This is a genomic window from Bacterioplanoides sp. (assembly GCF_965219715.1).
Taxonomy (GTDB): Bacteria; Pseudomonadota; Gammaproteobacteria; order Pseudomonadales; family Oceanobacteraceae; genus Bacterioplanoides.
This window is the reverse complement of the sequence record NZ_OZ244785.1, coordinates 4009293-4034103: the sequence shown is the minus strand read 5'-3', so window position 1 is coordinate 4034103 and position 24811 is coordinate 4009293. Positions and strand designations below refer to the sequence as shown.

17 protein-coding genes are annotated in these 24811 nt (G+C 49.2%); 9 read left to right on the top strand and 8 right to left on the bottom strand.

The genetic code is table 11. The annotated features are described in order from the left end of the window. Both uvrA and ACOQOZ_RS18730 read right to left on the bottom strand, forming a co-directional pair. The gene (gene uvrA, locus ACOQOZ_RS18735) at positions 1-2835 is read right to left on the bottom strand and encodes an excinuclease ABC subunit UvrA (RefSeq protein WP_420589674.1); all 2835 of its coding nucleotides are present in this window, start codon (positions 2833-2835) and stop codon (positions 1-3) included. Between the two features lie 81 nt (positions 2836-2916). Then, positions 2917-3597 carry a LuxR C-terminal-related transcriptional regulator gene (locus ACOQOZ_RS18730; RefSeq protein ID WP_420589673.1) on the bottom strand — a complete coding sequence of 227 codons (681 nt, stop codon included), beginning with the start codon at positions 3595-3597 and terminating at the stop codon, positions 2917-2919. A gap of 288 nt (positions 3598-3885) precedes the next feature. On the opposite strand from ACOQOZ_RS18730, the gene ACOQOZ_RS18725 reads away from it, so the two are divergent. Further along, the gene (locus ACOQOZ_RS18725) at positions 3886-5268 is read left to right on the top strand and encodes an MFS transporter (RefSeq protein ID WP_420589672.1); all 1383 of its coding nucleotides are present in this window, start codon (positions 3886-3888) and stop codon (positions 5266-5268) included. Continuing rightward, positions 5252-5959, top strand: a complete 708-nt coding sequence (gene ssb / locus ACOQOZ_RS18720; protein ID WP_420589671.1) for a single-stranded DNA-binding protein — start codon at positions 5252-5254, stop codon at positions 5957-5959. The genes ACOQOZ_RS18725 and ssb overlap by 17 nt, the downstream gene beginning before the upstream one ends. 124 nt (positions 5960-6083) lie before the next feature. Here ssb and ACOQOZ_RS18715 read toward each other — a convergent pair whose 3' ends face one another. Beyond that, a complete protein-coding gene (locus ACOQOZ_RS18715; protein ID WP_420589670.1) occupies positions 6084-7100 on the bottom strand; it encodes an AraC family transcriptional regulator ligand-binding domain-containing protein in 1017 nt (338 codons plus the stop codon). A 107-nt stretch (positions 7101-7207) separates the two neighbouring features. Here ACOQOZ_RS18715 and ACOQOZ_RS18710 point away from each other — a divergent pair, with 107 nt between their 5' ends. From ACOQOZ_RS18710 to ACOQOZ_RS18700, 3 genes are all read left to right on the top strand, one after another. Next, positions 7208-8425, top strand: a complete 1218-nt coding sequence (locus ACOQOZ_RS18710) for a serine hydrolase domain-containing protein (RefSeq protein ID WP_420589669.1) — start codon at positions 7208-7210, stop codon at positions 8423-8425. A gap of 123 nt (positions 8426-8548) precedes the next feature. Beyond that, a complete protein-coding gene (locus ACOQOZ_RS18705; protein ID WP_420589668.1) occupies positions 8549-9355 on the top strand; it encodes an ABC transporter permease subunit in 807 nt (268 codons plus the stop codon). Continuing rightward, the gene (locus ACOQOZ_RS18700; RefSeq protein WP_420589667.1) at positions 9352-10245 is read left to right on the top strand and encodes an ABC transporter ATP-binding protein; all 894 of its coding nucleotides are present in this window, start codon (positions 9352-9354) and stop codon (positions 10243-10245) included. The genes ACOQOZ_RS18705 and ACOQOZ_RS18700 overlap by 4 nt, the downstream gene beginning before the upstream one ends. A gap of 10 nt (positions 10246-10255) precedes the next feature. Here the strand turns inward: ACOQOZ_RS18700 and ACOQOZ_RS18695 are convergent, their stop codons facing one another. The 3 genes from ACOQOZ_RS18695 to ettA form a co-directional block, all read right to left on the bottom strand. Then, positions 10256-10921 carry a fumarylacetoacetate hydrolase family protein gene (locus ACOQOZ_RS18695; RefSeq protein ID WP_420589666.1) on the bottom strand — a complete coding sequence of 222 codons (666 nt, stop codon included), beginning with the start codon at positions 10919-10921 and terminating at the stop codon, positions 10256-10258. A 66-nt stretch (positions 10922-10987) separates the two neighbouring features. Continuing rightward, the gene (locus ACOQOZ_RS18690; protein WP_420589665.1) at positions 10988-11344 is read right to left on the bottom strand and encodes a PilZ domain-containing protein; all 357 of its coding nucleotides are present in this window, start codon (positions 11342-11344) and stop codon (positions 10988-10990) included. A 240-nt stretch (positions 11345-11584) separates the two neighbouring features. Then, entirely contained in the window at positions 11585-13246 is a 1662-nt protein-coding gene (ettA, locus tag ACOQOZ_RS18685; RefSeq protein WP_420589664.1) for an energy-dependent translational throttle protein EttA, read from the bottom strand. A 199-nt stretch (positions 13247-13445) separates the two neighbouring features. Here ettA and ACOQOZ_RS18680 point away from each other — a divergent pair, with 199 nt between their 5' ends. Together ACOQOZ_RS18680 and ACOQOZ_RS18675 are read left to right on the top strand one after the other, a co-directional pair. Further along, on the top strand, positions 13446-17642 hold the full coding sequence (locus ACOQOZ_RS18680; RefSeq protein ID WP_420589663.1) for an EAL and GGDEF domain-containing protein: 4197 nt from the start codon (positions 13446-13448) through the stop codon (positions 17640-17642). Continuing rightward, positions 17635-18783: a DUF3570 domain-containing protein gene (locus ACOQOZ_RS18675; RefSeq protein WP_420589662.1), complete on the top strand. Its 1149-nt coding sequence runs from the start codon at positions 17635-17637 to the stop codon at positions 18781-18783. Before ACOQOZ_RS18680 ends, ACOQOZ_RS18675 begins: the two co-directional genes overlap by 8 nt. Positions 18784-18859: 76 nt before the next feature. Here the strand turns inward: ACOQOZ_RS18675 and ACOQOZ_RS18670 are convergent, their stop codons facing one another. Next, a complete protein-coding gene (locus ACOQOZ_RS18670; protein ID WP_420589661.1) occupies positions 18860-20488 on the bottom strand; it encodes a methyl-accepting chemotaxis protein in 1629 nt (542 codons plus the stop codon). A gap of 258 nt (positions 20489-20746) precedes the next feature. Between ACOQOZ_RS18670 and ACOQOZ_RS18665 the strand changes: the two genes are divergently transcribed. Beyond that, a complete protein-coding gene (locus tag ACOQOZ_RS18665) occupies positions 20747-22117 on the top strand; it encodes a hypothetical protein (RefSeq protein ID WP_420589660.1) in 1371 nt (456 codons plus the stop codon). Positions 22118-22206: 89 nt separating this feature from the next. Here ACOQOZ_RS18665 and ACOQOZ_RS18660 read toward each other — a convergent pair whose 3' ends face one another. Beyond that, a complete protein-coding gene (locus ACOQOZ_RS18660) occupies positions 22207-23226 on the bottom strand; it encodes a helix-turn-helix domain-containing protein (protein ID WP_420589659.1) in 1020 nt (339 codons plus the stop codon). Between the two features lie 262 nt (positions 23227-23488). On the opposite strand from ACOQOZ_RS18660, the gene glyA reads away from it, so the two are divergent. Then, on the top strand, positions 23489-24751 hold the full coding sequence (glyA, locus tag ACOQOZ_RS18655) for a serine hydroxymethyltransferase (RefSeq protein ID WP_420589658.1): 1263 nt from the start codon (positions 23489-23491) through the stop codon (positions 24749-24751). Positions 24752-24811: the final 60 nt, after the last annotated feature.

The following is a 24811-nucleotide window of genomic DNA, read 5'->3' as shown; positions in this document are numbered from 1 at the left end:
TTACTTTTTCGCAGCCAGCAAAGGCTTTAAGAATCGCCCGGTATGAGATGCTTTTTCTTTTACCACCTGCTCCGGTGTGCCTTCAGCAATAATGTAGCCGCCTTTCGAGCCACCTTCCGGGCCTAAATCCACAATCCAGTCAGCGGTTTTAATCACATCCAGATTATGCTCAATAACCACAATGGTATTACCGTGATCCCGTAAACGGTGCAATACCGCCAGCAACTGCTCAATATCATGGAAGTGAAGACCAGTGGTTGGCTCATCAAGAATATACAAAGTAGAGCCGGTATCACGCTTGGACAGTTCTTTCGCCAGCTTCACCCGCTGAGCTTCACCGCCGGATAATGTAGTCGCCGCCTGACCAAGCTTGATGTAACTCAAACCAACATCCATCAAGGTCTGTAATTTTCGTGCAACCGCAGGAATCGCATCAAAGAAAGTACGTGCGTCCTCTACCGTCATATCCAGAACTTCGTGGATATTTTTGCCCTTGTAACGAATATCCAGTGTTTCCCGGTTATAGCGTTTGCCTTTACACACATCACACGGCACATAAATATCCGCCAGGAAATGCATTTCAACTTTAATAACGCCGTCACCCTGACAAGCTTCGCAACGACCGCCTTTGACGTTAAACGAGAAGCGTCCGGCTTTATAACCGCGGGAGCGGGCTTCCTGAGTTCCGGCGAATAATTCACGTACCGGAGTAAAAATTCCGGTATAGGTTGCCGGGTTAGAACGAGGAGTACGACCAATCGGGCTCTGATCAATATCGACAACTTTATCTAACTGCTTCAGGCCATCGATTGCTTCATGATCCGACGCTTTTAACGTGGTCGCGCCATTTAACGCCGTTGCCGCCAGAGGGTATAAAGTACGGTTAATTAACGTTGATTTACCGGAACCGGAAACCCCGGTAACACAAGTCATTAAACCCAGCGGAATGGTTAAATCAACGTTGTTCAGGTTATTACCGGTTGCACCGGTTAACGTCAGAACTTTATTGCTGTCGTACGGAGTACGCTCAGCTGGCACTTCAATTTGTTTTTTACCGGACAGGTACTGACCGGTAACCGACGCGTTATTTTTAATAACCTGCTTCGGTGTGCCCTGAGCAATTACCTGACCACCATGAACACCAGCACCCGGGCCAATATCAATTAAATGATCAGCACTGCGGATCGCATCTTCATCATGCTCAACCACAATCACCGTATTTCCAAGATCACGCAGATGAAACAGGGTTTTTAACAAACGATCATTATCACGCTGGTGCAAGCCAATGGACGGCTCATCGAGGATATACATCACTCCAACCAAGCCAGCACCAATTTGTGATGCCAGACGGATACGCTGAGCTTCACCACCAGATAAGGTATCCGAGCTGCGGTTCAGGGTCAGATATTCCAGGCCAACGTTGACCAGGAATTGCAAACGTTCACGGATTTCTTTCAGAATTTTTTCTGCAATTTCACCCCGGTGGCCATCCATATGCAGGCCGGTGAAATATTCATGTGCTTCTTCTACCGGCATCGCGGTACAGGCGTGAATGGTTTTATCACCAACAAACACATGGCGCGCTTCAGTACGCAGACGTGATCCTTTACAAGTCGGGCACGGCTGAACGCTTAAATATTTCGACAGCTCTTCGCGTACCATTTGCGAATCGGTTTCACGATAACGACGCTCTAAGTTTGGCAACACACCTTCAAATGCGTGTTCTTTAAAGATCTGATCGCCACGGGAATTTACGTAATTAAAACGAACTTCTTCCTCACCCGAACCTTCCAGCAATATTTTCTGCTGTTTTTTCGTCAGCTTTTTAAACGGCTTATCGATATCAAAACCGAAGTGTTCTGCCACCGATGTAATCATCTGGAAGTAATACACACTGCGACGATCCCAACCACGAATAGCACCTTCAGCGACCGTCAGGCTGTGATCTAATACCACCAGATCCGGATCAAAGTATTGTTTAACACCTAAACCATCACAGCTTTGACAAGCACCCGCTGGATTGTTGAAGGAAAATAAACGGGGCTCCAGTTCCGACAAACTGTAACCACAATGTGGGCAAGAGAACTGCGACGAAAATAACAGCGGCTCAGCTTTTTCATCATCCATCGGCGCTGCCAGCGCCAGACCACCGCTGAGTTCAATGCAGGTTTCCAATGATTCGGATAAACGCTGCTCAATGCCTTCTTTGATTTTGAAGCGGTCAACCACCACTTCAATGCTGTGTTTCTTACGTTTATCCAGTTCCGGGACATCATCCAGGTCACACACCAGGCCATCGATACGGGCACGGATAAAACCTTGTGAACGTAAACTTTCGAACACATGCAAATGCTCCCCCTTACGATCACGAACAACCGGGGCAAGAATCATGTATTTGCTGCCTTCCGGCAGATCCATAATAGAGTCCACCATCTGGCTGATGGTTTGTGCTTCCAGTGCGACGTCATGATCCGGACAACGTGGCGATCCGACCCGGGCAAACAGCAGACGCAGATAATCGTAGATCTCGGTCACCGTACCAACGGTCGAGCGCGGATTATGGGAAGTGGACTTCTGTTCAATCGAAATCGCCGGAGACAGACCTTCAATCAGATCAACTTCCGGTTTCTCCATCATGGATAAGAACTGGCGGGCATAGGTCGACAAAGATTCAACGTAACGACGCTGACCTTCGGCGTATAAGGTATCAAATGCCAGGGAAGATTTACCGGAACCACTTAATCCGGTAATAACGATGAGCTTGTCGCGCGGAATGTCGAGATCAACATTCTTGAGGTTATGGGTACGAGCACCGCGAACCTGAATCTTATCCATAGAACGGCTTTCACATCTGTTTGAAAGAAAGTCCGCTATTGTAAGCTAACTAACAGGTTGGATCAGTAGCAAAAACCGGCTTTATTCCGCCATCTCATGCAACAGCTCGTCCATATTCTCCTGCGCCCAGTTCACAGCCTGAATACGGTTGCTGGCACCAATCTTTTTGAACAGATTGTAAATATGGGTTTTCACCGTGTGCATGCTGACATTGAGTTGCTCAGCAATTTCCGTGTTAGTTGCACCGGTCGCCGTCAGCTTGAGAATCTGCTTCTCGCGCTTGGTCAGTAATGCGGCATGGGCAGACATACGACGTGGCTTATGACGAGTGCGCTCCAGATACTGTGCCATTAACTGACGTGGCAACCAGTATTCACCGGAAAACATGCCCTGAATCCCCTTGCTCAGCTGCTGCTGCGAAGAATCGCGGTAGAACAGGCCATTCACCATCGGCCAGACAATCATACGCTCCATCGCATGACCCGGAGGGGTATTAAAGAAGGCAACCATCACATCCATTGGCTGTTCGTAAATTGCCTCAAGTAACTCCTGGATTTTCTCCGGACGAGCACTTTCAGCATCAATCAGCGCCAGGGTTTTGCACGGGTAGGTGTTCCATTCTTCACGCCACTGGGGTTGATTAACCAGTTGGCAATCAATATTAGTGCGTTGATGAATAAAACCGATCAGTATTGAGTTTTGCAGATTCTGCTGGCCAAACAGGATGATACGGCGGCCAGGGAGAGTGTTCGTCTTTTCCATAAGTGAACTCCTTGTAGTAGTGTATCCGTTAACTCTTATTGCTCCATGCTTCTGGTTATCCACAACCAGAATGGCTTGAGTGTACGCAATCTGACATAAATTGCTACACGGAAACGGCAATTTTTTGGTACTTTGTACTCAATTTGACGCATTAATGTCTTAATCCTTAAGTCTTTGCCCGACAGCAACTCTGAATGCCCTCCGATTCCCCAGTTAATGGCTAATCAAATCGGCCCTGAGCTGGTACACTAGCGCCCCTTTTTTAACTAGTCACAGAGCCGAACCGTTTTGACTCAAGCCGCAGTATTGTCAACCACAGAACGACGCGCCGTTATGTCGCTGGCATCGTTATATGCCCTGCGCATGCTTGGCCTGTTTATGGTGCTGCCTGTAATGATGCTCGACGGTCAGCAACTGGAAGGTGCAACCCCACAGCTACTGGGCTTAGCGATGGGGATTTATGGCCTGACACAGGCGCTGTTGCAGATTCCGGCGGGTAGCTTATCCGACCGCATCGGCCGTAAACCGGTGATTGTGGGTGGCTTGATCGTGTTCGCGGCTGGCAGTCTGATTGCGGCAAATGCCGACAGTGTTTATGGCGTTATTATTGGCCGCGCCCTGCAAGGTGGTGGCGCAATCGCCAGTGCCATTATGGCGCTGGTTACCGACCTGACTCGCGAAGAAAATCGCATGAAAGCGATGGCATCCATTGGTGCCAGTATTGGCTTATCGTTCTCCGTTGCTCTGGTGTTAGGCCCATGGCTGGCCAGTATGGGCGGCCTGAGTACCATCTTCTTTATTACTGCCATTCTGGCCATTGCTGGCGTGTTCGTTACCTTATTTGTTATCCCTAACCCGGCACAGCTGCCGCATCGCGACTCAAGCGCGGTGCTCAGCGAAGTCAAAAAGCAGCTGAGTAATCGCCAGCTCTGGCCGCTCAATATCGGTATTTTTATTCTTCACGCCTTGATGGTGGCTATTTTTGTTGCCATTCCGCTGCAGCTGAAGCAACAAGGTCTGGCAGCAGAGCAACACAGCTGGGTGTATCTGCCGGTTCTGGTTGTAGCGTTTATCCTGATGGTGCCTTTTATTATCATCGCCGAGAAGCGCCGTAAGATGAAAAGCGTGGTGCTGACAGGTGCCGGCATTATTGCCGTAACCCTGTTTCTGATGAGCATGGCGAACAGTCTGTGGCATTGGGTAGTACTGCTGCTGCTCTATTTCTGGGGCTTTAACCTGATGGAAGCCAGTTTACCGTCCTGGTTAAGTAAAATTGCTCCGGCGGGTGCCAAGGGTAGCGCCATGGGTATTTATTCCAGCATGCAGTTTCTCGGCGCATTTGTTGGTGGCAGCCTGGGCGGCTGGATACTGGCCGATTTCAACAGCGAAATCCTGTTTGTCGGCCTGGCCCTGTTAATGATATTTTGGGCGCTGATTATCTGGCGCTCCTCACCACCACAACATCTGACCAGCGTACGCTTGGCTGTGAATGGTGAAACCAGCGCACAACAGCTTAAACAACTTATGGCACTGACCGGTGTTTCGGAGGTCAGTCTGCTCGCCAGTGAAGGCGCCATTTATTTAAAAGTCAGTGCTGAAGCCTTTGATATGAAAGAGGCCTCAGCCATCATTAATTCTGAAAACGGAGAACAGCATGGGTCGCAGCGTTAATAAAGTGACACTTATCGGTACTCTGGGTCGTGACCCTGAAGTTCGTTTTATGCCAAACGGCAATGCCGTTGCCAATCTGTCATTGGCAACTGACGAAAGCTACAACGACAAACAAAGCGGCCAGAAGGTTGAACAAACTGAATGGCACCGTATCACGGTATACGGCAAGCTGGCTGAGATCGTACAGCAATACCTGAAAAAAGGTTCCAAAGCCTATTTCGAAGGTAAACTGCGTACCCGCGAGTGGGAAAAAGACGGTGTAAAACGTTACACCACTGAGATCATTGCCAACGACATGTTGATGCTCGACAGCCGTGGCGACAATATGGGTGGTGGTATGGGCGCACCTGCCGGTGGTTTCCAGTCTGCAGGCCAGATGATGAACCAGGGCTCAGCACCAATGGCTGGTATGGCTGCGGCGCCACAACAGGCACCTCAGCAAGCACCGCAACAAGGTGGTTATCAGCAACCGGCTCCACAGCAAGCGCCACAACAGCCAATGAACCCGGCCGGAGGTTATCAGCAGCCTGCTATGGCGCCACAGCAAGCACCTCAGGCCGCACCGCAGCAACGCCCGGCACCGCAACAGGCTCCACAGCAAGGTGGTTATCAGCAACCACAACAGGCGCCACAAGCGGCACCTCAGCCAAATAACAGCTTCGATGATTTCGACGACGACATCCCGTTCTGAGAATCATCTGAATAAGCCGTTATAACAAAAGCCCTTAATATTAAGGGCTTTTTTGTGCCTGTTATTCAGCCACAACGGCTGTCATTTCACTGCATTTACTCCCTGTATCTTCTTGGTAGAACGCTTAATGTCTGCGCGCTTCTTTTCTCAACACTGAAGGCGACTTCTCAAACCAGCGTTTAGCACTGCGGGTAAAGGCCGACGGATTTTTAAAACCGAGAATGTCACTCAGACGGGTTAACGGAATATCCGTTTCGGTAAGAAATCGCAGCGCCGCCTGCTTGTAGATATCTTCCTGGATCTGTTCGAACCTGGCATTTTCAGCACTCAAACGACGCTGTAATGTTCTCGGATGCATACCCAGCATGTCAGCAATGATTTGTTTAGTCGCGCGCTGTTCTCCCAGAGTGCGTGGAATTGCGCGACGAACCTGATCCGCCACCGACAACTTTCCTTTGTGTGCTGCAGCGGAGATCTGCTCCAGCGCCAATTGATGAAAACGGGTATCAAAGGTTTTAAGCGGCAAAGATAAGGCTTCTTTCGGAAAATGCAGCCCGGCATAGGCCTGTTCAAAATGAATAGGCACACCAAAAAAGCGCCGGTAGGCATGTTCATTTCCATCTGCTGCATGGTGCAAAGATACCCCTTTTAACGGTACCGGTTCGTCCGTCAGAAGCTGCAAAAAACGCCACATATATCCCAGAGCTGCATCAACCGCCTGACGCTGTGTCGCAAACTCCGTCTGATGCATGGTTAAGCTTGGTGTGACACAACCTGCGTAAAGATCACTCTCAGGCTTCATCGAAAATTCCATCGCCGGGCTGTGCAGAAACAAATAGCGCACGGCACTTTTTATGGTCTGTTGGAGAGTCGGAGCACTGCGAATAATCATAGCCACCGCGCCTAACAGACCAGCATCCTGACGCGCGGCCAGCTGTAACCCCAGCGTTGGACATTGGCAAAGCAGCGCACTTTCCTCCAGCAACTCAGTTGCGTCGGTCATGGAGATAAGTTCATCGACATTAGCTAACGAGGCGGCAGCAATGCCATGCCTTTCCAGCAGTGCATAAGGATCTTGCCCCAGCTCTTTTATCAAAGCTTCAAAACCCTGTAATCCACCAGCACGAATCAATGACTCCATAATCTGGGCCGTTTCAATTTGTCTCGAAATGGTAATTCTAAGCCAACTCCACTCCGTAAACTAGGCTCCGGTATTTCCATCAATAACGGCACTGGAGAACAATCACCATGCATCTAATCAAAAATACCAACGCCGCTTCGTTTGCCCTGCGCTACATTGGCCGGCGTCTTTTTAAACCGTCCGAGCCTGCTTCACTGAATGAAGCAGGGTTATTTAGCGGCCAACCGCAGCATCAGAATTTCTGCAGAATCGATCAGCTGGCCCCGGTAAGCCGAATGCCTGCCTCTTCCAAGCCGTATTTTTTTCCACAAAAAAACAGCATTAATTTGCCAGAACATTTCTCCTTTGAAGGAGAACAACGTTCCACCGAACAATTCCTGATCGATACCGATACCGCCGCGTTACTGGTACTGGTGGATGGTGAAATCCGCTATGAACGTTATCTGTTAACCGGTGGCCGTGAAGTTAATTGGTTAGCGATGTCGGTCTCAAAAAGCTTTATCTCAACCCTGGTAGGCATTGCATTAGAAGAAGGCTTTATCAGTAGCCTGGATAAAGCCATCAGTGATTATGTACCAGTCAAAAAAGGCTCCGCCTACGACGGCGTAACCATCAGGCAAGTATTACAAATGTCGTCCGGAGCACGCTGGAACGAAGACTACAATGATGAAGATTCTGAAGTTTTCCAGATGGGACAAGCGGCACTGAACCCTGTCATGGGGCTGAACAAATTTGTTGCTCAAATGGCGAAAGAACACGAACCCGATTCATTGTGTCGCTACAACTCGGGTGACACACAAATTCTTGGTGCTTTGCTAGAACGCGCTACCGGCCGCACCGTTTCATCTTATATGAGCGAGAAACTGGCTGAACCACTGGGCTTCGAGTCACCCGGCTACTGGATCACCGATATTTATGGCACCGAGCTGGCCTTCAGTGGTCTGAACCTGACCGCGCGCGATTACGCTAAATTTGGCGAATTATTCCGTAATAAAGGGCGCTGGCAGGGTAAACAAATTATCAGTGAAAACTGGGTAAACGCTGCAACCAGCATCGACTCTGCCGTTCGTGACGTTGGCCAGCCCGTTGTTGCCGGGCACCCGATAGAGTTGGGTTATGGCTATCAATGGTGGATACCGAAGGGCAACAAAGGCGACTACAGTGCCGTCGGGGTTTTAAATCAGCTGGTCTATGTTAATCCTGAGAAAAACACCACAATTGTGAAACTCTCGGCCAATCGCAAATACGGTACCGCAAAAGATGAACGCACCGATCAGAATATCGAAAACATCGAATTCCTGCGTGCGATTGCAAACAACATTTAGGCTCTGGTCAGATTCGTAATTGCCAACAATAAAAGCCCCGGGTGGAGTTTATCTACCAGGGCTTTTTCTTAACCATCAGCCACGACATAATAGCCCAAGCGTAACGGAACCCACGAGGTCATCATGTCATCCTGGCAGCTGATTATTCAGCAACAGATTGTTAAACCATTACAAACCCGGGAAGGAACCTTCAGTTTATTAGCCAGCCTGGGGGTCTGGGTTTTATTCCTGTATTACCCAATCCGAAAAAGTGCCGAAGCATTAGCTGATCCACACAGTCCGGTGGAAGGTATTTTAACGACCTTAGGTCTGGAAAACCTGGCGAACTGGGTATTACCGGAGCTGGGGGCTTATTGGGCTCTGGCGTTGTATGTGTTACCACCCTTTGCCATTTTGGTAGCCGCCGATCAAATGATCAGTGAGCGCCTGCGTGGCGGTCTGCGTTTTTTATTATTACGCGCCAAACGGGAAGAAATATTTTTTGGTCGTTTTACCGGGCAACTGATCATCCAGTTGCTGTTAATTATCGCGACAATTTTTTCTGCCACTCTGATGGGCGTATTACGCAGTGGCGACTCCGGATTTTTTCTGCACCATATTCACACTCTGCTGATTGCCGGTGTTCAACTGTTTATTGTTGTGATGCCATTTATTGCACTGATGTCGCTGCTATCAGTACTACTGAATAAAGTCCGTACCGCCACCATTGTTGCCATGTTGTTATTTGCGTTTGGCGAAAGTTTATTTCGCTGGTTAGGTACAAAAGTTCCGGGCCTGGATTATCTGGCGTTGTTAGTTCCCGGTAATCAGTTATCCCAGATGCTGAATAATTTACCGATGGATAGCTGGGCGTTACTCGCCTATCCAATTGCACAAACCCTGGTATTTATGATTGCCGGTTATCTGCTGTTCCGGAGACAAAGTGTATGACGGTATTAATTCGTTGCCAGAACCTGAGCAAATCGTATGGTGCAACCAAAGCGCTGGATGATGTCTCGTTCGAAATATCTGCCGGCAGCCCGGTAGCCTTGGTTGGCCCTAATGGCGCGGGCAAAAGCACGTTATTCAGTATTTTATGCGGCTACCAAAACGCTTCTGCAGGGGACGTGGAAATCTTTGGTGAGACACCAACAGCCGCCACATTATCCGGCAAGCTGGGAGCCTTACCTCAGGATGCATTGTTCGACCCGGATTTAACCTTACTGGAGCAATTGGTGTTTTTTGCCCGGTTACAGGGTTTTGATCACAAAGCAGCTAACAATGAGTGTCTGCGGGTGCTGGAATTAATGGGCTTGCAGGACAAACAAAATACTCTGCCACCGGCGCTGAGCCACGGCATGCGTAAACGTCTGAGTATCGCCCAGGCCTTAATTGGCAGCCCTCAACTGGTATTACTGGACGAGCCAACCGCCGGACTGGATCCGGAAAATGCACGCAATATTCGCGAAGTGATCCGCGAGCTGTCGGATAAGACCACATTTGTCATCAGCTCTCACAACCTGAATGAGCTGGAACGGTTGTGTAATCAGGTGCTGTTTCTGGAACAAGGTCGCTTGCGGCTGGATCAGAATATTGAGCAACAGGCTCAGGGCAATATCACATTACGCTTGTGGCAGGAAAACCATCAGATCATCACCGCAATACGTCAGTTATCCGGTGTGCAGCAGGTCAACGCCGAGCGCGAAGAAATATTTATTGATTACGACGCCGTGATAAATCCAATTGTCGACCAGCAACTATTGCAGTTACTGGCCGAGCACCAGCTGGGTTATCGCCAGCTCAGCCATGGCCGCTCGTTAGAACAGCAGTTGTTCAGCTGAACAGGACTGCTCAGCTGACAGAGGTAGTGACTTCAATCACATCAGCGAGACGAGCGGTCAACTGATCGCCGCTTTCCAGCGGCCCTACTCCGGCAGGTGTACCCGTTAATACGATGTCACCGGGATTCAGAGTAAAACTCTGACTGATATGAGCTAACAAGGGCAGGATCGGAAATAACATGTCACGACTGTTACCGTCCTGCTGCAGCTTGCCATTGCGGATTAACTGCAATGGAATGTTTTTCCAGTCACTGATTTGATCGGCACTGACAAATTCGGAAACCGGGCAGGCACCATCAAATGCTTTGGCCCGCTCCCACGGATGACCTTTATCTTTTAACTGCGCCTGTACATCACGAAGCGTTAGATCCAGCGCCAGACCGACCGCCTGAATCGACTTTTCCGCCTGCTGTTCATCCGCCTTACTCAGCGTTTCGCCAATTAATAATGCAATTTCCAGTTCGTGGTGCACACTGCCCTGATCCGCAGGAATATTCAGTGCCTGGGCCATATCAACAACCGAGCTGGCGGGCTTCATAAACAGAATGGGTTGAGAAGGAATGGGATTGTTCAGCTCTTTGGCATGTTCGGCATAATTTCGCCCGACACACACAACTTTGCCAATGGATGGTCCGGACTGAGCGTCACGGATTACAGGAGAAAATACAGCAGTCATAACAGCCCCCGGAAAATTGAGGCTGCAGTATAACGTATCAGGTGGTTTTTGGTGGCAGTTGACGAGTTAGTGGTTGCGAATCAACTCACCCAGTTCGCGATTCATCTCGGCCGGATCTTCCAGGTTGTATTCCAGCAGCCGGCGTAAGGTTGTCATGCTATCAAGATCCATTGAATCGGAAGCAAAACCCACAACATCGTCATCAATATGCACCAGTGAACATTCCATCTGAATGGTTTCATCTTCTGACAATACCAGGCTGACACGCACGTGTTGCTCCAGATGCCAGTTAACCCCTTCAGGACGTACCAGCAAAATGCCGCGTAAACTGATATCAAGACAATGGGTTTCCAAACGCTGTTCATGGGTTGTTACCTGAACGCGCTGAAAGAAGTGGACACGCTTAAACTGGCGCTGCTCCATGGAAATAAACTCTCAACTGATACTTATGACTTAGGTTTAGCTGATTTAAGGGAATTAGCAAACGAGTGTTATGTATTGGAGGGAAAAGAATGAGAGGATTCAGAGGTTATTTAGGCAGTGAGTGTCGGTTGCTTTTTTAAAGCAGCAACAGGATGTTGCGGAAGGATCGCCAGCACAGGGACGTGCTGTACGATCCGGTGGTAAAAAAGTAACCGATTCTCTCTGCCGAAGGATATTAACTTACGCCAGACGCTTGTACTTCATACGCTTCGGCTGAGCTTCGTTACCGAGACGTTTCTTACGATCCGCCTCGTATTCGGTGTAGTTGCCTTCAAAGAAAGTAACTTTCGAATCACCTTCGTAGGCCATGATATGTGTCGCAATACGATCCAGGAACCAACGGTCGTGGGATACCACCATCACAGAGCCCGGGAAGGCTAATACCGCTTCTTCCAGAGCACGTAAGGTTTCAACATCAAGGTCGTTGGACGGTTCGTCCAACAGCAATACGTTGGCGCCCTGCTTCAGCGTGTAGGCCAGCTGCAGACGACCACGTTCACCACCAGACAGATCACCCACACGTTTCTGTTGATCGCCACCCTTAAAGTTAAAGCGACCGATGTAAGAACGGCTCGGGTATTCTTTACCGTTGATATTCAGCATATCGTGACCATCGGAAATGGCTTCCCAAACGGTCTTTTTGTCGTCCAGCTCATCACGCAACTGCTCAACAAATGCCAGGTTCACGGTTTCACCCATCACCACTTCACCGGAATCCGGTTGTTCAGTGCCGGCAATCATACGGAACAGCGTCGATTTACCTGCACCGTTACCGCCCACGATACCGACGATAGCACCGGCCGGAACGGCGAAGCTCAGATCATCGATCAGCACGCGATCACCAAACGACTTGGTCACGTTATGGAATTCGATCACCTTGTCACCCAGGCGTGGGCCTGGTGGGATATAAATTTCGTTGGTTTCGTTACGGGTCTGGAATTCACGCGAGTTCATTTCTTCGAACGCCGCTAAACGTGCTTTGCTCTTCGACTGACGACCTTTAGCGCCCTGACGAACCCACTCCAGTTCGTGTTTTACTGCGCGAGCATGAGCTTCTTCCTGCTTCTTCTCCTGCTCTAAACGTTTTTCTTTCTGTTCCAGCCAGGAGGTGTAGTTGCCCTGGTACGGAATACCATGACCACGGTCGAGTTCCAGAATCCACTCAGCACAGTTATCTAGGAAGTAACGGTCGTGGGTAATCGCCACCACTGTGCCCGGGTATTCTTCCAGGAATTTCTCCAGCCAGCCCACCGACTCAGCATCCAGGTGGTTGGTTGGTTCGTCTAACAGCAGCATATCCGGCTTCGACATCAGCAGACGGCATAACGCCACACGACGGCGCTCACCACCAGACAACTTGGTCACGTCCGCATCCCACGGCGGCAGACGTAACGCATCAGCTGCAATTTCCATATGGCGCTCAACATCGTGACCACCCGCGGTTTCGATAATGGCTTCTAAACGACCCTGCTTCTTTGCCAACTCGTCGAAATCAGCATCCGGCTCGGCGTAAGCAGCATAAACAGCGTCCAGCTCAGCCTTGGCGTTCATCAGCTCCGATAAACCGTCTTCAACGTTACCTTTAACGTCTTTATTCGGGTCCAGCTCCGGCTCCTGCGGCAAGTAGCCAACATTCAGATCTGGCTGCGGACGCGCTTCGCCAATAAAATCAGTATCAACACCCGCCATAATGCGCAGCAGTGTCGATTTACCCGCACCATTCAGGCCTAACACACCAATCTTGGCGCCCGGAAAAAAGGAAAGAGAGATATCACGCAGAATCTGACGCTTAGGCGGCACGATCTTGCCTAAACGGTTCATGGTAAATACGTATTGAGCCATCTGGTTTACCTGACAAATAATCTGAAGGAATAACGGCGCAACGCTACTGAAAAGCGCCGCTTTTGGCAACGTAATCCTGCCATCAATCTCATAATATCCGGGCTTTTCGATCATTCAATCGGCGCAATTCGCGGTTACGCGTTCCCGAGATAGAGGTCTATACTGAAAGCAGACTTTTATCGGTAAGAATCTGACGTTAATGGACTTTTCTGCACCAGACGCCTCCCATAACAAAACCATCAAGCACTCGTCCGGCCGCTTGAACTTCCTGTTGTTTTTGCTGAGCTCCGGTTTTCTTGTTGTTGTGCTGTTACACAATGCCTACAGCCAGTGGCAGGAAGAGCAACAACGCTTTGCTGATAGCCTGACACAAACGGTTAATAACTACGCCGACCAGGCTGGGTTATTGGCACAGGCTGGTTTACATGCCAATAAAGTTTTCACGAACAGTCACACGCAGCAGCTGTCTGCGTTTATTAACAAATCAGATCCGGAAAATGACGAATTGCTGTGGCAGGACATGCTCAGCGCTTTCTTCAATATCACTGGTTTTTTTGTATACAGTGACGATGGTCAGTATCAACGTCATTATGGTCAATTACTGGATCGCCAGGAAATCTCTGAAATCAGCAAACGCACACAACCCGAGACAGGGCCTTCCGGTGTTTTTTCACTGCGTTACGGCAGTCGTGGCGGCTATTACATTTTTACCAGCTTTGAAATGGACGGCCAAAACTACAAACTGGTGATACGTCGCTCCTACAGCAAGCTGTCCAATATTGTTTTTCAGGGCAACTTTCCGGGCTTTGAACTGGCGATTATCGAACGTATCAGCGAACAGATTTCTATCCGGGAATTTTATTACGCCGATTCCGATGCCCAACCGGATTTACGTGCCGACGAAAAACAACGTATTCTGGCCCGCGCAGAACTGGCTTATACCCCCTGGGATATTATCGCCCTGCCCGAGCAACAACAACGCCAGGCGATTCTCTGGCAGTACCTGAGCCAGCCACTGCTGACTCTGGCTATTTTTGCGACATTGGCATTTCTGCTCTGGAGTTACCTGCGTCGAACCGAAGAAAAATCGCTGCAGCTGGAATCCATTCGTCGTGAAACCGAGCGCCGTGCCGACAAAGCCTTAATGTCGATTGATGAAGCATTAATTTCCACCGATGAATACGGCCGGATTAATTATGCCAATCCCAAAGCTGCCGCATTGTTTCGTGAAAATGGCAGCCAGGAATATCTCGGTCTGTCATTACGCGATGTCTGGCCGGACAGCAAAGCGTTGTGGAATCAGGATTACAACAGCCTCGCCGCCAACCCCAGCCAACCACGTGATAGCCAACATCATCTGGTTGCCGACTTTGGCAGCGAACAACGTATTTTTGAGCAAAGCTATAACCCGCTGTATAACGGCAACACCATTGAGGGTGTCGTCTGGTTACTGCGGGATATCACAGAATCCGTTACCGCGACTCAGGCACTGACAGAAAGCCGCAGCCGTTACAAAGCGTTATTCGAAGAAGCAGGAGTCGCCCACTGCCTGCTGGATATGTCACGTTATCAGGGCAACCTGGATGACCTGTATTTAATTAACGCCAACGAAGCTGCCGTTACCCTGTTCCAATCGCGCGACCGCAATCAATTACTGGGCGAATACCGCAGATTAATTGCACCCAACACTCATGAATTCCATAAAGGAATTGAGCGCGCACGCCTGTTGAAATTAACCACAACGGAATTTGAATTACGGCTGAAAACTTTTCAGGGCAACAGCCTGCATGTATGGGCGCATTTGAGCCTGCGTTCCGGCAGTGACGGTTTAGCGTTAATGACATTGCTGGATGTGACTGAGCGTAATCGCATTGTGGAAGAAACCTACGAGCGCGAAGCCTTCTGGAGCAAGGTGATGAATGCCATGCCGGATCTGGTTTATGTGGTCGAACCGGATGCGGGCAACAAACCACGACTGGTGTTTAAAAACCGTTCGCTGGCGGAAATGCTGGGTTATCCGGCCAATCACAGCACCAGCAACAACTGGGTTTCATTAGTCGACAGCAGTGAGACCGAAAACCTGACGCAAAAGCTGTTAACTCTGGCGGATTTAAAAGACGGTGAAACAGCCGAGTTCAGTGGCCGCTTCAGACATGCTGATGGCAGCGTACGAATGGTGAACTTTATTTACACCAGTTTCTCGCGTAGCCGCGATGGCCAGGTGGAAAGTATTGTTGGTACCGCACGTGACGTCACAGAAGATATCGAACGCCAGGAGCGGATTATCGACAGTGAACGCCGATATCGTCTGCTCGCAGAAAACATGACCGATATTATCTGGGCCACCGACGCCAAGCTGAATTTTAATTTTGTCAGCTCGTCGGTGGAAAAAACCCTGGGTTATAAACCTGATGAATTATTACGCAGTGGCGTACAGGCAGTATTCCATCGCAGCGACATACGCAAGCTGATTAAAACGTTGCGTCAGCACATTAAGATTGCGTTGCGCAGCCCAACCGAAGCCGCCGAAAAGAACGTTGTTATTCGCCAGGATATGACAGCCAGCTGCAAATCTGGTGAAGAAATTGTGATCGAAATTCGTGCCGGTTTACTCTGGAACGAACAAGGTGCGCTACAAGGGATCAGTGGTATTGCCCGCGACGTCACCGAGGCGCGACAACTGGAGCGTGAATTACAACTGGCGGCGGAAGTATTCGAAAACTCCAACGAAGCCATATTAATTACCGACCGCTCGCTGAATATTGCCAGCACCAATAAGGCGTTTGCAAACATCACTGGCTACGATCCGCAGAAAATTATTGGCCAGACGCCAGACTTCCTGATTTCTCAGGAGCGACATGATGTCGACTTCTTCGAAGAAATCGGTGAAGCATTGGTCATTAACGGTTATTGGCAGGGTGAAATTTTTTATCAGCGTGACGATGGTGAAGTCCGCACCGGCTGGGCTGGTGTCAGTGCCATTCGTGACGGCAGTCGCGAAGTACAAAGTCTGATTATCATCATGTCAGACATCAGCGATCGCAAAGCCATTGAAGAACGGATTCATAAACTGGCGTATTTTGATCCGCTGACAGGCTTGCCGAACCGCAGCCAGTTACACGAACAGCTCAACATTATGGTGGAACAGGCGAAACAAAAGCAGCAATCAGCAGCGCTGTTATTTATCGATCTCGACCGCTTTAAACCCATTAATGACTCGATGGGTCACCCGGCGGGTGACCAGGTATTAAAAGAAGTTGCCGGTCGCTTAAGTCACTGCGTGAAAAAGCACGATTTGGTGTGTCGCATGGGTGGCGATGAATTTACCGTGGCCATCGGCTCACAACTCGACAGTGAAGCCGCTGCCGATACGGCGGTTAAAGTGGGTGAGCGAATTCTGCATGCCTTACATCAGCCATTCAAACTGGGACAACGTGAAGTCTTTATCAGTGCCAGTATTGGTATTTCGGTATTCCCTAACGACGGCGACAGTGTCATAGAACTGCTGAAAAATGCGGATATGGCGATGTATCACGCCAAAGAACTTGGGCGTGACAATGTGCAGTTCTTCGATGAGAAAATGAATCAGAAAGCGGTCGAATTACTCGAGCTGGAAAATGATTTACGCCACGCTCTGGCACGGGAAGAACTGGAATTATTCTTCCAGCCACAATACCTCAGCCATAACGCTACTGTGGTTGGAGCGGAAGCTTTGCTGCGCTGGAATCACCGCAATAAAGGCCTGGTATCTCCGGGAGTATTTATTCCCATTATTGAAGATACCGGCCTGATTATTCCGATTGGCCAGTGGGTGCTGGAACAGGCCTGTCTGAAATTCTCAGCCTGGAAACAACAAGGCATTCAGATTGAACGCATTGCCGTGAATGTCTCGGCGCGTCAGTTTAAACAATTGGACTTTATTCAGGTTGTCGAAACTGCAATTAATAAAGCCGGTATTCGTCCGGAGCAGCTGGAACTGGAATTAACCGAAAGCATCCTGATCGATGATCTGGAACACACGCTGGAAGTATTAACGGCATTACGTAATATCGGGGTTCATACCGCCATTGATGATTTTGGTACCGGTTATTCCTCGCTGAATTACCTCAAACAGTTCACCGTCGACACACTGAAAATTGACCAGAGTTTTATTCGTAACTTGCCCGATAACTCTGACGACGTGCAGATTACCCGAACCATCATTGCCATGGCTCATAACCTGGGCCTGGGCGTTATCGCTGAAGGTGTGGAAACCAAAGAACAGCTGCAATTCCTGCAACAGGAGCAGTGTGAAGAAGTTCAGGGTTTTTACTTCAGCAAACCTTTGCCGGAAGCGGAATTCCTGCAGAAACTGACAACGACGGAGGATTATTCCGGAAACATGATCGATGGCTAACCCCAGAAAAACTATCACCAGCCTGATTGCATTAACGGCCGCCTGCCAAAGTCAGGCATTAGATGCTCCCAGCGACAACAGCTTGTCTTATCGTTACAGCCAATATCAGCAAACCCGCTTTCCGGAGTCACAAATCAGCAGTGGCTCAGCGGATGCGATCATTGGTGATTTTCATCAGTTGCAATGGAAGAAAAAGCTTGCCGATGACTGGCTACTCAACCTTGGTGGCAGTCAGAAAAAAACATCCGGTGCTCATGCCAGTCAGACCAGCGAAAACGATCAGGGTGTGGTCCAAACCACCATGTCAGGCGCCAGTGTTGATAAACAGCATTTATCGTTTAACGTTGCTTCAGAACACTACTTTCGTTACGGCAAACTGGCGGCAGGTATTCGCCATAAAGATGAAAAGGACCTCTCTGGCCAGCAAGTTCACTTAGAATCATTGCTGGAATTAAACAGCGCTCAAACAGTGATTGGAGCAAGTTTCGCTTATGGTGAAGACAAACTCGACCCGACCGATCCACAACAGAGTGAAAAGCGACGTCAGGCTAAAGGAAAAAAGCGACAGTTCCAGCAATGGCAAGTCAACCTGAGTCAGGTGCTGAATAAATATGAAATTGTGCGCTTGTCTTATGGCCAGCAACAACACAACGGCTTACTTGATGACCCTTACCGTGACATCGACAGTCGCCCGGATTTGCGCAAAGCCGATATCGTAACGCTGGAATATCGTTTTTATGTAAAACCCTGGAAAGGTGCGATTCACAGTGACTACCGTTATTACAGCGATAATTGGGAAATAACGTCTCATACCTTAAAAGCAGCCTGGTTGCAGGATTTAACTCACTGGTTCCGCTGGCGTTTGGAAGGCCGGGTTTATCAACAGCAACAGGCATTATTTTATTCTCTGGATAACAGCCAGAAAAACCTGTTCCAGAGTAACGACCCACAACTGTCTGGCTTTGGTTCGCTGTCTTATGCAGTGGGGGTGGATTTAACACTGCGCAATATCACCCTGAGTGCCGATTGGCGCAGTTATTTCAGTCGGGAAAAATGGGGGCCTGATGGCGATAAAACTCCGGATGCGCCGGAGCTGGTGAATTATAACCTGGCGTCGTTTGCTATCCGTTACCGCTATTGATCAGTTAATAGCAGCCGAGGAGTATGGCAGCAGGCTGAATTAAATCAGTCCGGCTGCCTGCTCTTTAAGCCAATTATCAGATCTGGTAGCGATCGAGTAAATCTGTCGTCGACTGAACCAACTCATTCAGCGCCATACGATTGCCAGACACTAACTCACTGCCCGATTTTGTTTCACGAGATATGTCACGAATACTGGACACATTCTGGCTTACTTCTTCGATAACAGCGCTTTGTTGCTGCACCATATCGGCAATCTGAGCAATGCGATCGGTAACCGCATTCACGTTACCAGTCGCCTGCTGTAAGCCTTCGCCGGTAGTCACGGCAAAACCGGCACCTTCACGTGCCTGGTCGACACTACTTTGCATCACAGACACGGCTTTTAATGCTTCGGATTGTAATGCTTCAATCATGGCCTGAATTTCTTCAGTGGATTCGTGGGTACGCTGAGCCAGCGAGCGGACTTCGTCGGCAACAACCGCAAATCCTCGTCCGGATTCACCGGCACGTGCGGCTTCAATTGCGGCATTTAATGCTAATAAATTGGTTTGCTCAGAAATATTACGAATCACATCAAGAATGCCATCAATTTGTTTCAGATCCTGCTCCAGCTTACCCACCACAACACCGGCATGCTCAACCGACTCTGATACCCGGGTAACCGCAGTAACAGTGCGATTCATACTGTCATTGGAATTATCAATCTGCTGACGAGCATCCGCCGTTAATTCATTGGTGTGGGAAGTATTCTGCGACACTTCCTGTAAAGTGGTGGCTAATTCTTCAACCGCCGACGCCAGAGAATCCGTTTCATTATATTGGCGATTCATACCGGATTCGGTTTGCCCAGCAACCACTGCTGACTGCTCCACCGAGTCTGCAATACGCTTATTGCCATCACGTGAGTGCTGAATCAGTTCCCGGAAGGTCGCCAGCAGTGACGCAAAGGAACGATTTAAACGTCCTAATTCATCTCTTCGTCGCTGATCCGGAATCTGAACCGTCAGATCACCAGTCGCAACCGTGGTCATATTGGCCACCATCGACTCCAACGGCTGAATAATACTGCGTGCCAACATACCGGCAAACATCATCACCACAGCAATCACCAACAGGAAGATAACGCCCGACTGTTGGGCCAATTGGTAAAATTGCTGCTGTACGTCATTCACATATACCCCGGTGCCGATAATTAATCCCCAGGGCGCAAACTCTTTGACGTAAGAAACCTTGGCAACCGGTTCATCAAATTGAGGACCCTTGTAGCTGTAATCGACAAAACCCGCGCCGGTACCGGCTACAGCCTGACGCATCGCCTGCCAGTGCAACTTACCGTCACCGTCTTTAACCGACGTCATGTCTTTGCCTTCTTTGGCCGGTTTCATCGGATGCATCAGCAGGATCAGGTTTTTATCGTTAATCCAGAAATACCCTTTGCCGTTGTCGTAACGCAGAGCACGAACCGCAGCAAAAGCAGCCTGGCGTGCTGCCTCATCGCCGAGAAGATCGCGTTGGGAATAAAAGTGATCAATCAGAGTAACGGTGTTATCCACCAGGTGCTGAATCTGCAGTTTGCGGCCTTCCATCAGCATATGCCGCGATTGAGAAGCCGACAGAATCTGTACAATCAACGCCCCAACTAATGCACTGGCGACTAACAGCCAAAGTTTATTGCGTACTCCCAGATGACTAAGAAAGCTCATATCACAGCCCTGAATTTTTATTTTTTTTCAGTATAGAAGTGATAATAGAATTTACTACAGATTAATTTATCAGTTTCTCGGGTATCTCAGCCACGACTGACTAATATCAAAAAAATCCGCTCTGCAACCGTGAAGACCCGGATTGATGACCCGAATTGCGACTGTAAACGTGAAATCTGACCCGTTTCGCAATCCGTAAAAACTGCCCGTTTCCCTACCATCAGATTCCTGACCATAAAAATAAGTACAGGAAACGAGATGAACAACAAATCACTTTTTATCGCCAGCCTGGCACTGTCGACGGCATTATTGTCGGCATGTGGCAGTGATGATAATAATTCCGCCAGCAACACCGATAACAAACAAGGTAACGGTGACAGTCCGGTTTTTGCGACCAGCAGCTGCTTCTGGCAAGGACCTTATTCAATCGAAAACCCGAAGAGCAACTTTGCTTATCCGGATACCGGCGCAACTTACTGGAGCTCGCGTTATAAACTGCCACAAGGCGCAACGCTGAAACTGAAAGGTGACTTTCCGTTTGCACGTTATATGTCGCTGAACAGTTACAACACCGCCGCAGCTCCGATGGACGCCATCAGCGACAGCAGTATTATTCCGAATCAGGGCGCCATTAATCCTTTTGTTAATGGTAACCAGCGTAATGCTGAACAGCGTGATTACCAGCTGACCGTCGCCGCCGGTACACCGCCACAACAGCGGGCGGCAAACACCTTGTATGACCATGCCACAGACAGTCAGTCGGTCTTACTATACCGGGTGTATGTTCCGGACAATGGTAAATCCATTACCGATGGTGTGAAACTGCCTGAGCCCGAAGTCACACTGGCAACCAGTGGTAAAACTCTGACCGGCCAGGCGCTGTGTGACGAGCTGGAAAATGATCAGAATCTGCTGAAAATTCCGCTGGTACCCGCCGAACAATACGCCGCACGTAAACTAAACCCGGCCAAAGAAACGCCGGTTTGGCAAGCGGCCTATAATTTCGCTTACAGCGTCGCCTGTAACTTCTTTGGTGCCTGCTATGGCGTACCTGGCATCGAAAAGCCGCAGCGTCAGGTGGGCTGGTTTGCTAATTTAGATAACCAGTATATGTCGTCTTTCCTGGATCGCAGCATTAAACCCGTTGCAGTTATTCGCGGTAAAATTCCGGTTGTTCCTGCCACATTAAAGGGAACAGATACTTTTAATACAGAAAACGCTCAGCTGCGTTACTGGTCAATCTGCCAGAACGAATATTACTCTCAGAAAGTGACCCAATGTTTATACGATGAACAAATCACCATTAATCCGGACGGTAAATTCACCATTGTCACCAGCTGGGAACAGGATCGTCCTGAAAATGCTACCGAGAAATGTGGTATCGAATATCTGAAATGGTCAGAAAGCGGAGATGGCTTCTCGTTAATTCCGGGTAAACAGAACAGCGTTAACGATGGATTGTTAATTATCCGTAATATGCTGCCAATAAATGGCTTTAATAAAACCGTGCAACAAACATCGACGCCCGGTGACGAAGCACAAGTGCTGGCAGAATTTTTACCTGAAATCAGCTATTACACCAAGCAGGAATTTGAAGCGTTAGGCTGTGACGCTTACAACGCGCTATAAAGAAAAACCTCGCTGTGATTAAACCCATAAAAGGCAATTACAGCGAGGTTAACCGTTGTTGATTATTTCAGTCGAACTGCGACTACATACTACCCGCAGCGAAACTGCTGCGGTGTTTTCCCAAACCATTGACGGAATGCTTTCAGAAACTGGCTTTTGGCCTTATAGCCAAGTAAAAACGCCAGCTTTTCCGATGTCATTCCCGGTTGATGAATATATTCTTTTACCCGCTGCTGACGCACCTCCAGTAACAACTGATTGTAACTGGTCTGATCCTGCTTCAGTCGTCGCTGCAAACTGCTCACACTTAAATTCATAATACGGGCGATATTATCCCGGGTTGGCTCAATCACACCCAATACGGTATTTAATAACAGCCGTATGCGTTCAGAATAATTCAGATGCGGAAATTGTTTTTCGTGCAGATGAATCACCGGCGACAATAACAAAGGCAGCGACACAGCTTCCTGTTCGGGTTGAAGCTGATAAATCAGCTGCGTCTGATCTGCAGCAAAGTCCGGTACACATTGGAAGCAGTGCTGATACATATCGTAATTTAACGCATCCGGCACGTGGGCAAAACGCACCACATCCGGCATACGCTGATTAAAGTGCGCCACCAGCCTGACCAGACCATACACCGCACCTTCAATCTGATGATAACTGACGCTGTCGGGAATTCGTGGAATAAAGGTAATACAAATACCTTCACGCTGATGACTGACGTCCAGCGCCACCACTTCCGATAACACCTGGAAATATCGTCCGGTTAAATACAACAGAACTTCCACCGGTAACGTCAGCTGCTGTTGCTGCAGCGGCATTAATACCTGCTGTATGGCCTGCCCCAACGACGTCATACGGATATCAATCAGATCGATAACGGCCAGACCCAGATTGGCTTCCTGGGCCAGTTCTGCCGCCAACCGGACTTCACAGGTAACAATTTCCAGCGGCACACGATCACTGGTGTATTCATCAAGGTTGGTGTATTGCGATTCCAGCGATGGAACCAGCTCATTTTTATTATTTTTACCTGCCCATATCCGAAACCCGACACAATTGGCCATGACGGTTTGTTTATGCACAGTCAGCGCTGTTTTTTTCATAACGCCATGCTAACAACCCCACAGCATACAGACTGTTTCGAAACGTAACCCGCTTACACCATTTCTGCCATGGACAAAAAAACGCCCGGTTTTCCTGACTATTCCGACAGGATATTCGCGGTTTTGTATGAATCCCGATTGCTTTCATTATGATGGTATTTCAAGTGCCAGAAGCCGGACTTTCAGGTAAAATGCCGCCCTCAAAAATTATTCACCCCAGTCTTGTTGACATAATAGTCACACTCACATGAGGAATAGCCGAATGTTTACCCGTGATATGAACATTGCCGATTTCGACCCAGCATTATGGGAAGCGATGCAAGCGGAAGACGCGCGTCAGGAGCACCACATCGAACTGATCGCTTCTGAAAACTACACCAGCCCTCGCGTGATGGAAGCTCAAGGCTCTCAGCTGACTAACAAATACGCCGAAGGCTACCCGGGCAAGCGCTACTACGGTGGTTGTGAGCACGTTGATGTGATCGAACAACTGGCGATCGACCGTGCGAAAGACCTGTTCGGCGCACCGTACGCTAACGTTCAGCCACACTCTGGCTCCCAGGCAAATGCCGCTGTTTATATGGCTCTGTGTAAGCCGGGCGACACCATCCTGGGCATGAGCCTGGCACACGGCGGTCACCTGACTCACGGTGCTGCGGTATCTTTCTCTGGCCGTATCTACAACGCAGTTCAGTACGGTCTGAACCCAGAGACGGGCGAAATCGATTACGCTGAAGTTGAGCGTCTGGCACAAGAACACAAGCCTAAGATGATCGTTGCGGGCTTCTCTGCTTACTCCCGTGTTGTTGACTGGAACAAGTTCCGCGAAATTGCTGACGCTGTGGGCGCTTACCTGTTCGTTGATATGGCCCACATCGCGGGTCTGGTTGCGGCAGGTGTTTACCCGACTCCGGTTGGTATCGCTGATGTTGTAACAACTACAACTCACAAAACTCTGCGTGGTCCTCGTGGTGGTCTGATCCTGGCGAAGGAAGACGAAGAGCTGAACAAGAAGCTGAACTTCGCTGTATTCCCTGAATCCCAGGGCGGCCCACTGATGCACGTGATCGCAGCTAAAGCAGTGTGCTTCAAAGAAGCCATGTCTGAAGACTACAAAGCCTACCAGGCTCAGGTGGTTAAAAACGCTCAGGCGATGGCAGAGACCTTTATCAGCCGTGGCATTAACGTCGTTTCTGGCGGTACCGACGATCACCTGTTCCTGGTTGACCTGATTGGTAAAGAGTACACAGGTAAAGACGCTGACGCGGCTCTGGGTCGCGCTAACATCACTGTGAACAAAAACTCCGTTCCGAACGATCCTCGTTCTCCTTTTGTTACTTCTGGCCTGCGTATCGGTTCTCCGGCAGTTACCAGCCGTGGCTTCAAAGAAGACGAGTGTAAAGCTCTGACTAACTGGATCTGTGATGTTCTGGACGCGCTGGAAAACGGCAACTCTGAAGCCGTTGAAGCTGAAGTTCAGGCTAAAGTGGTTGAGCTGTGCGCTAAGCTGCCGGTTTACAAGTAAGCCGCTGAAAATCTGATCAACTGAGTTGATCACACAAACGCCCCGCTGATGTTGTCAGCG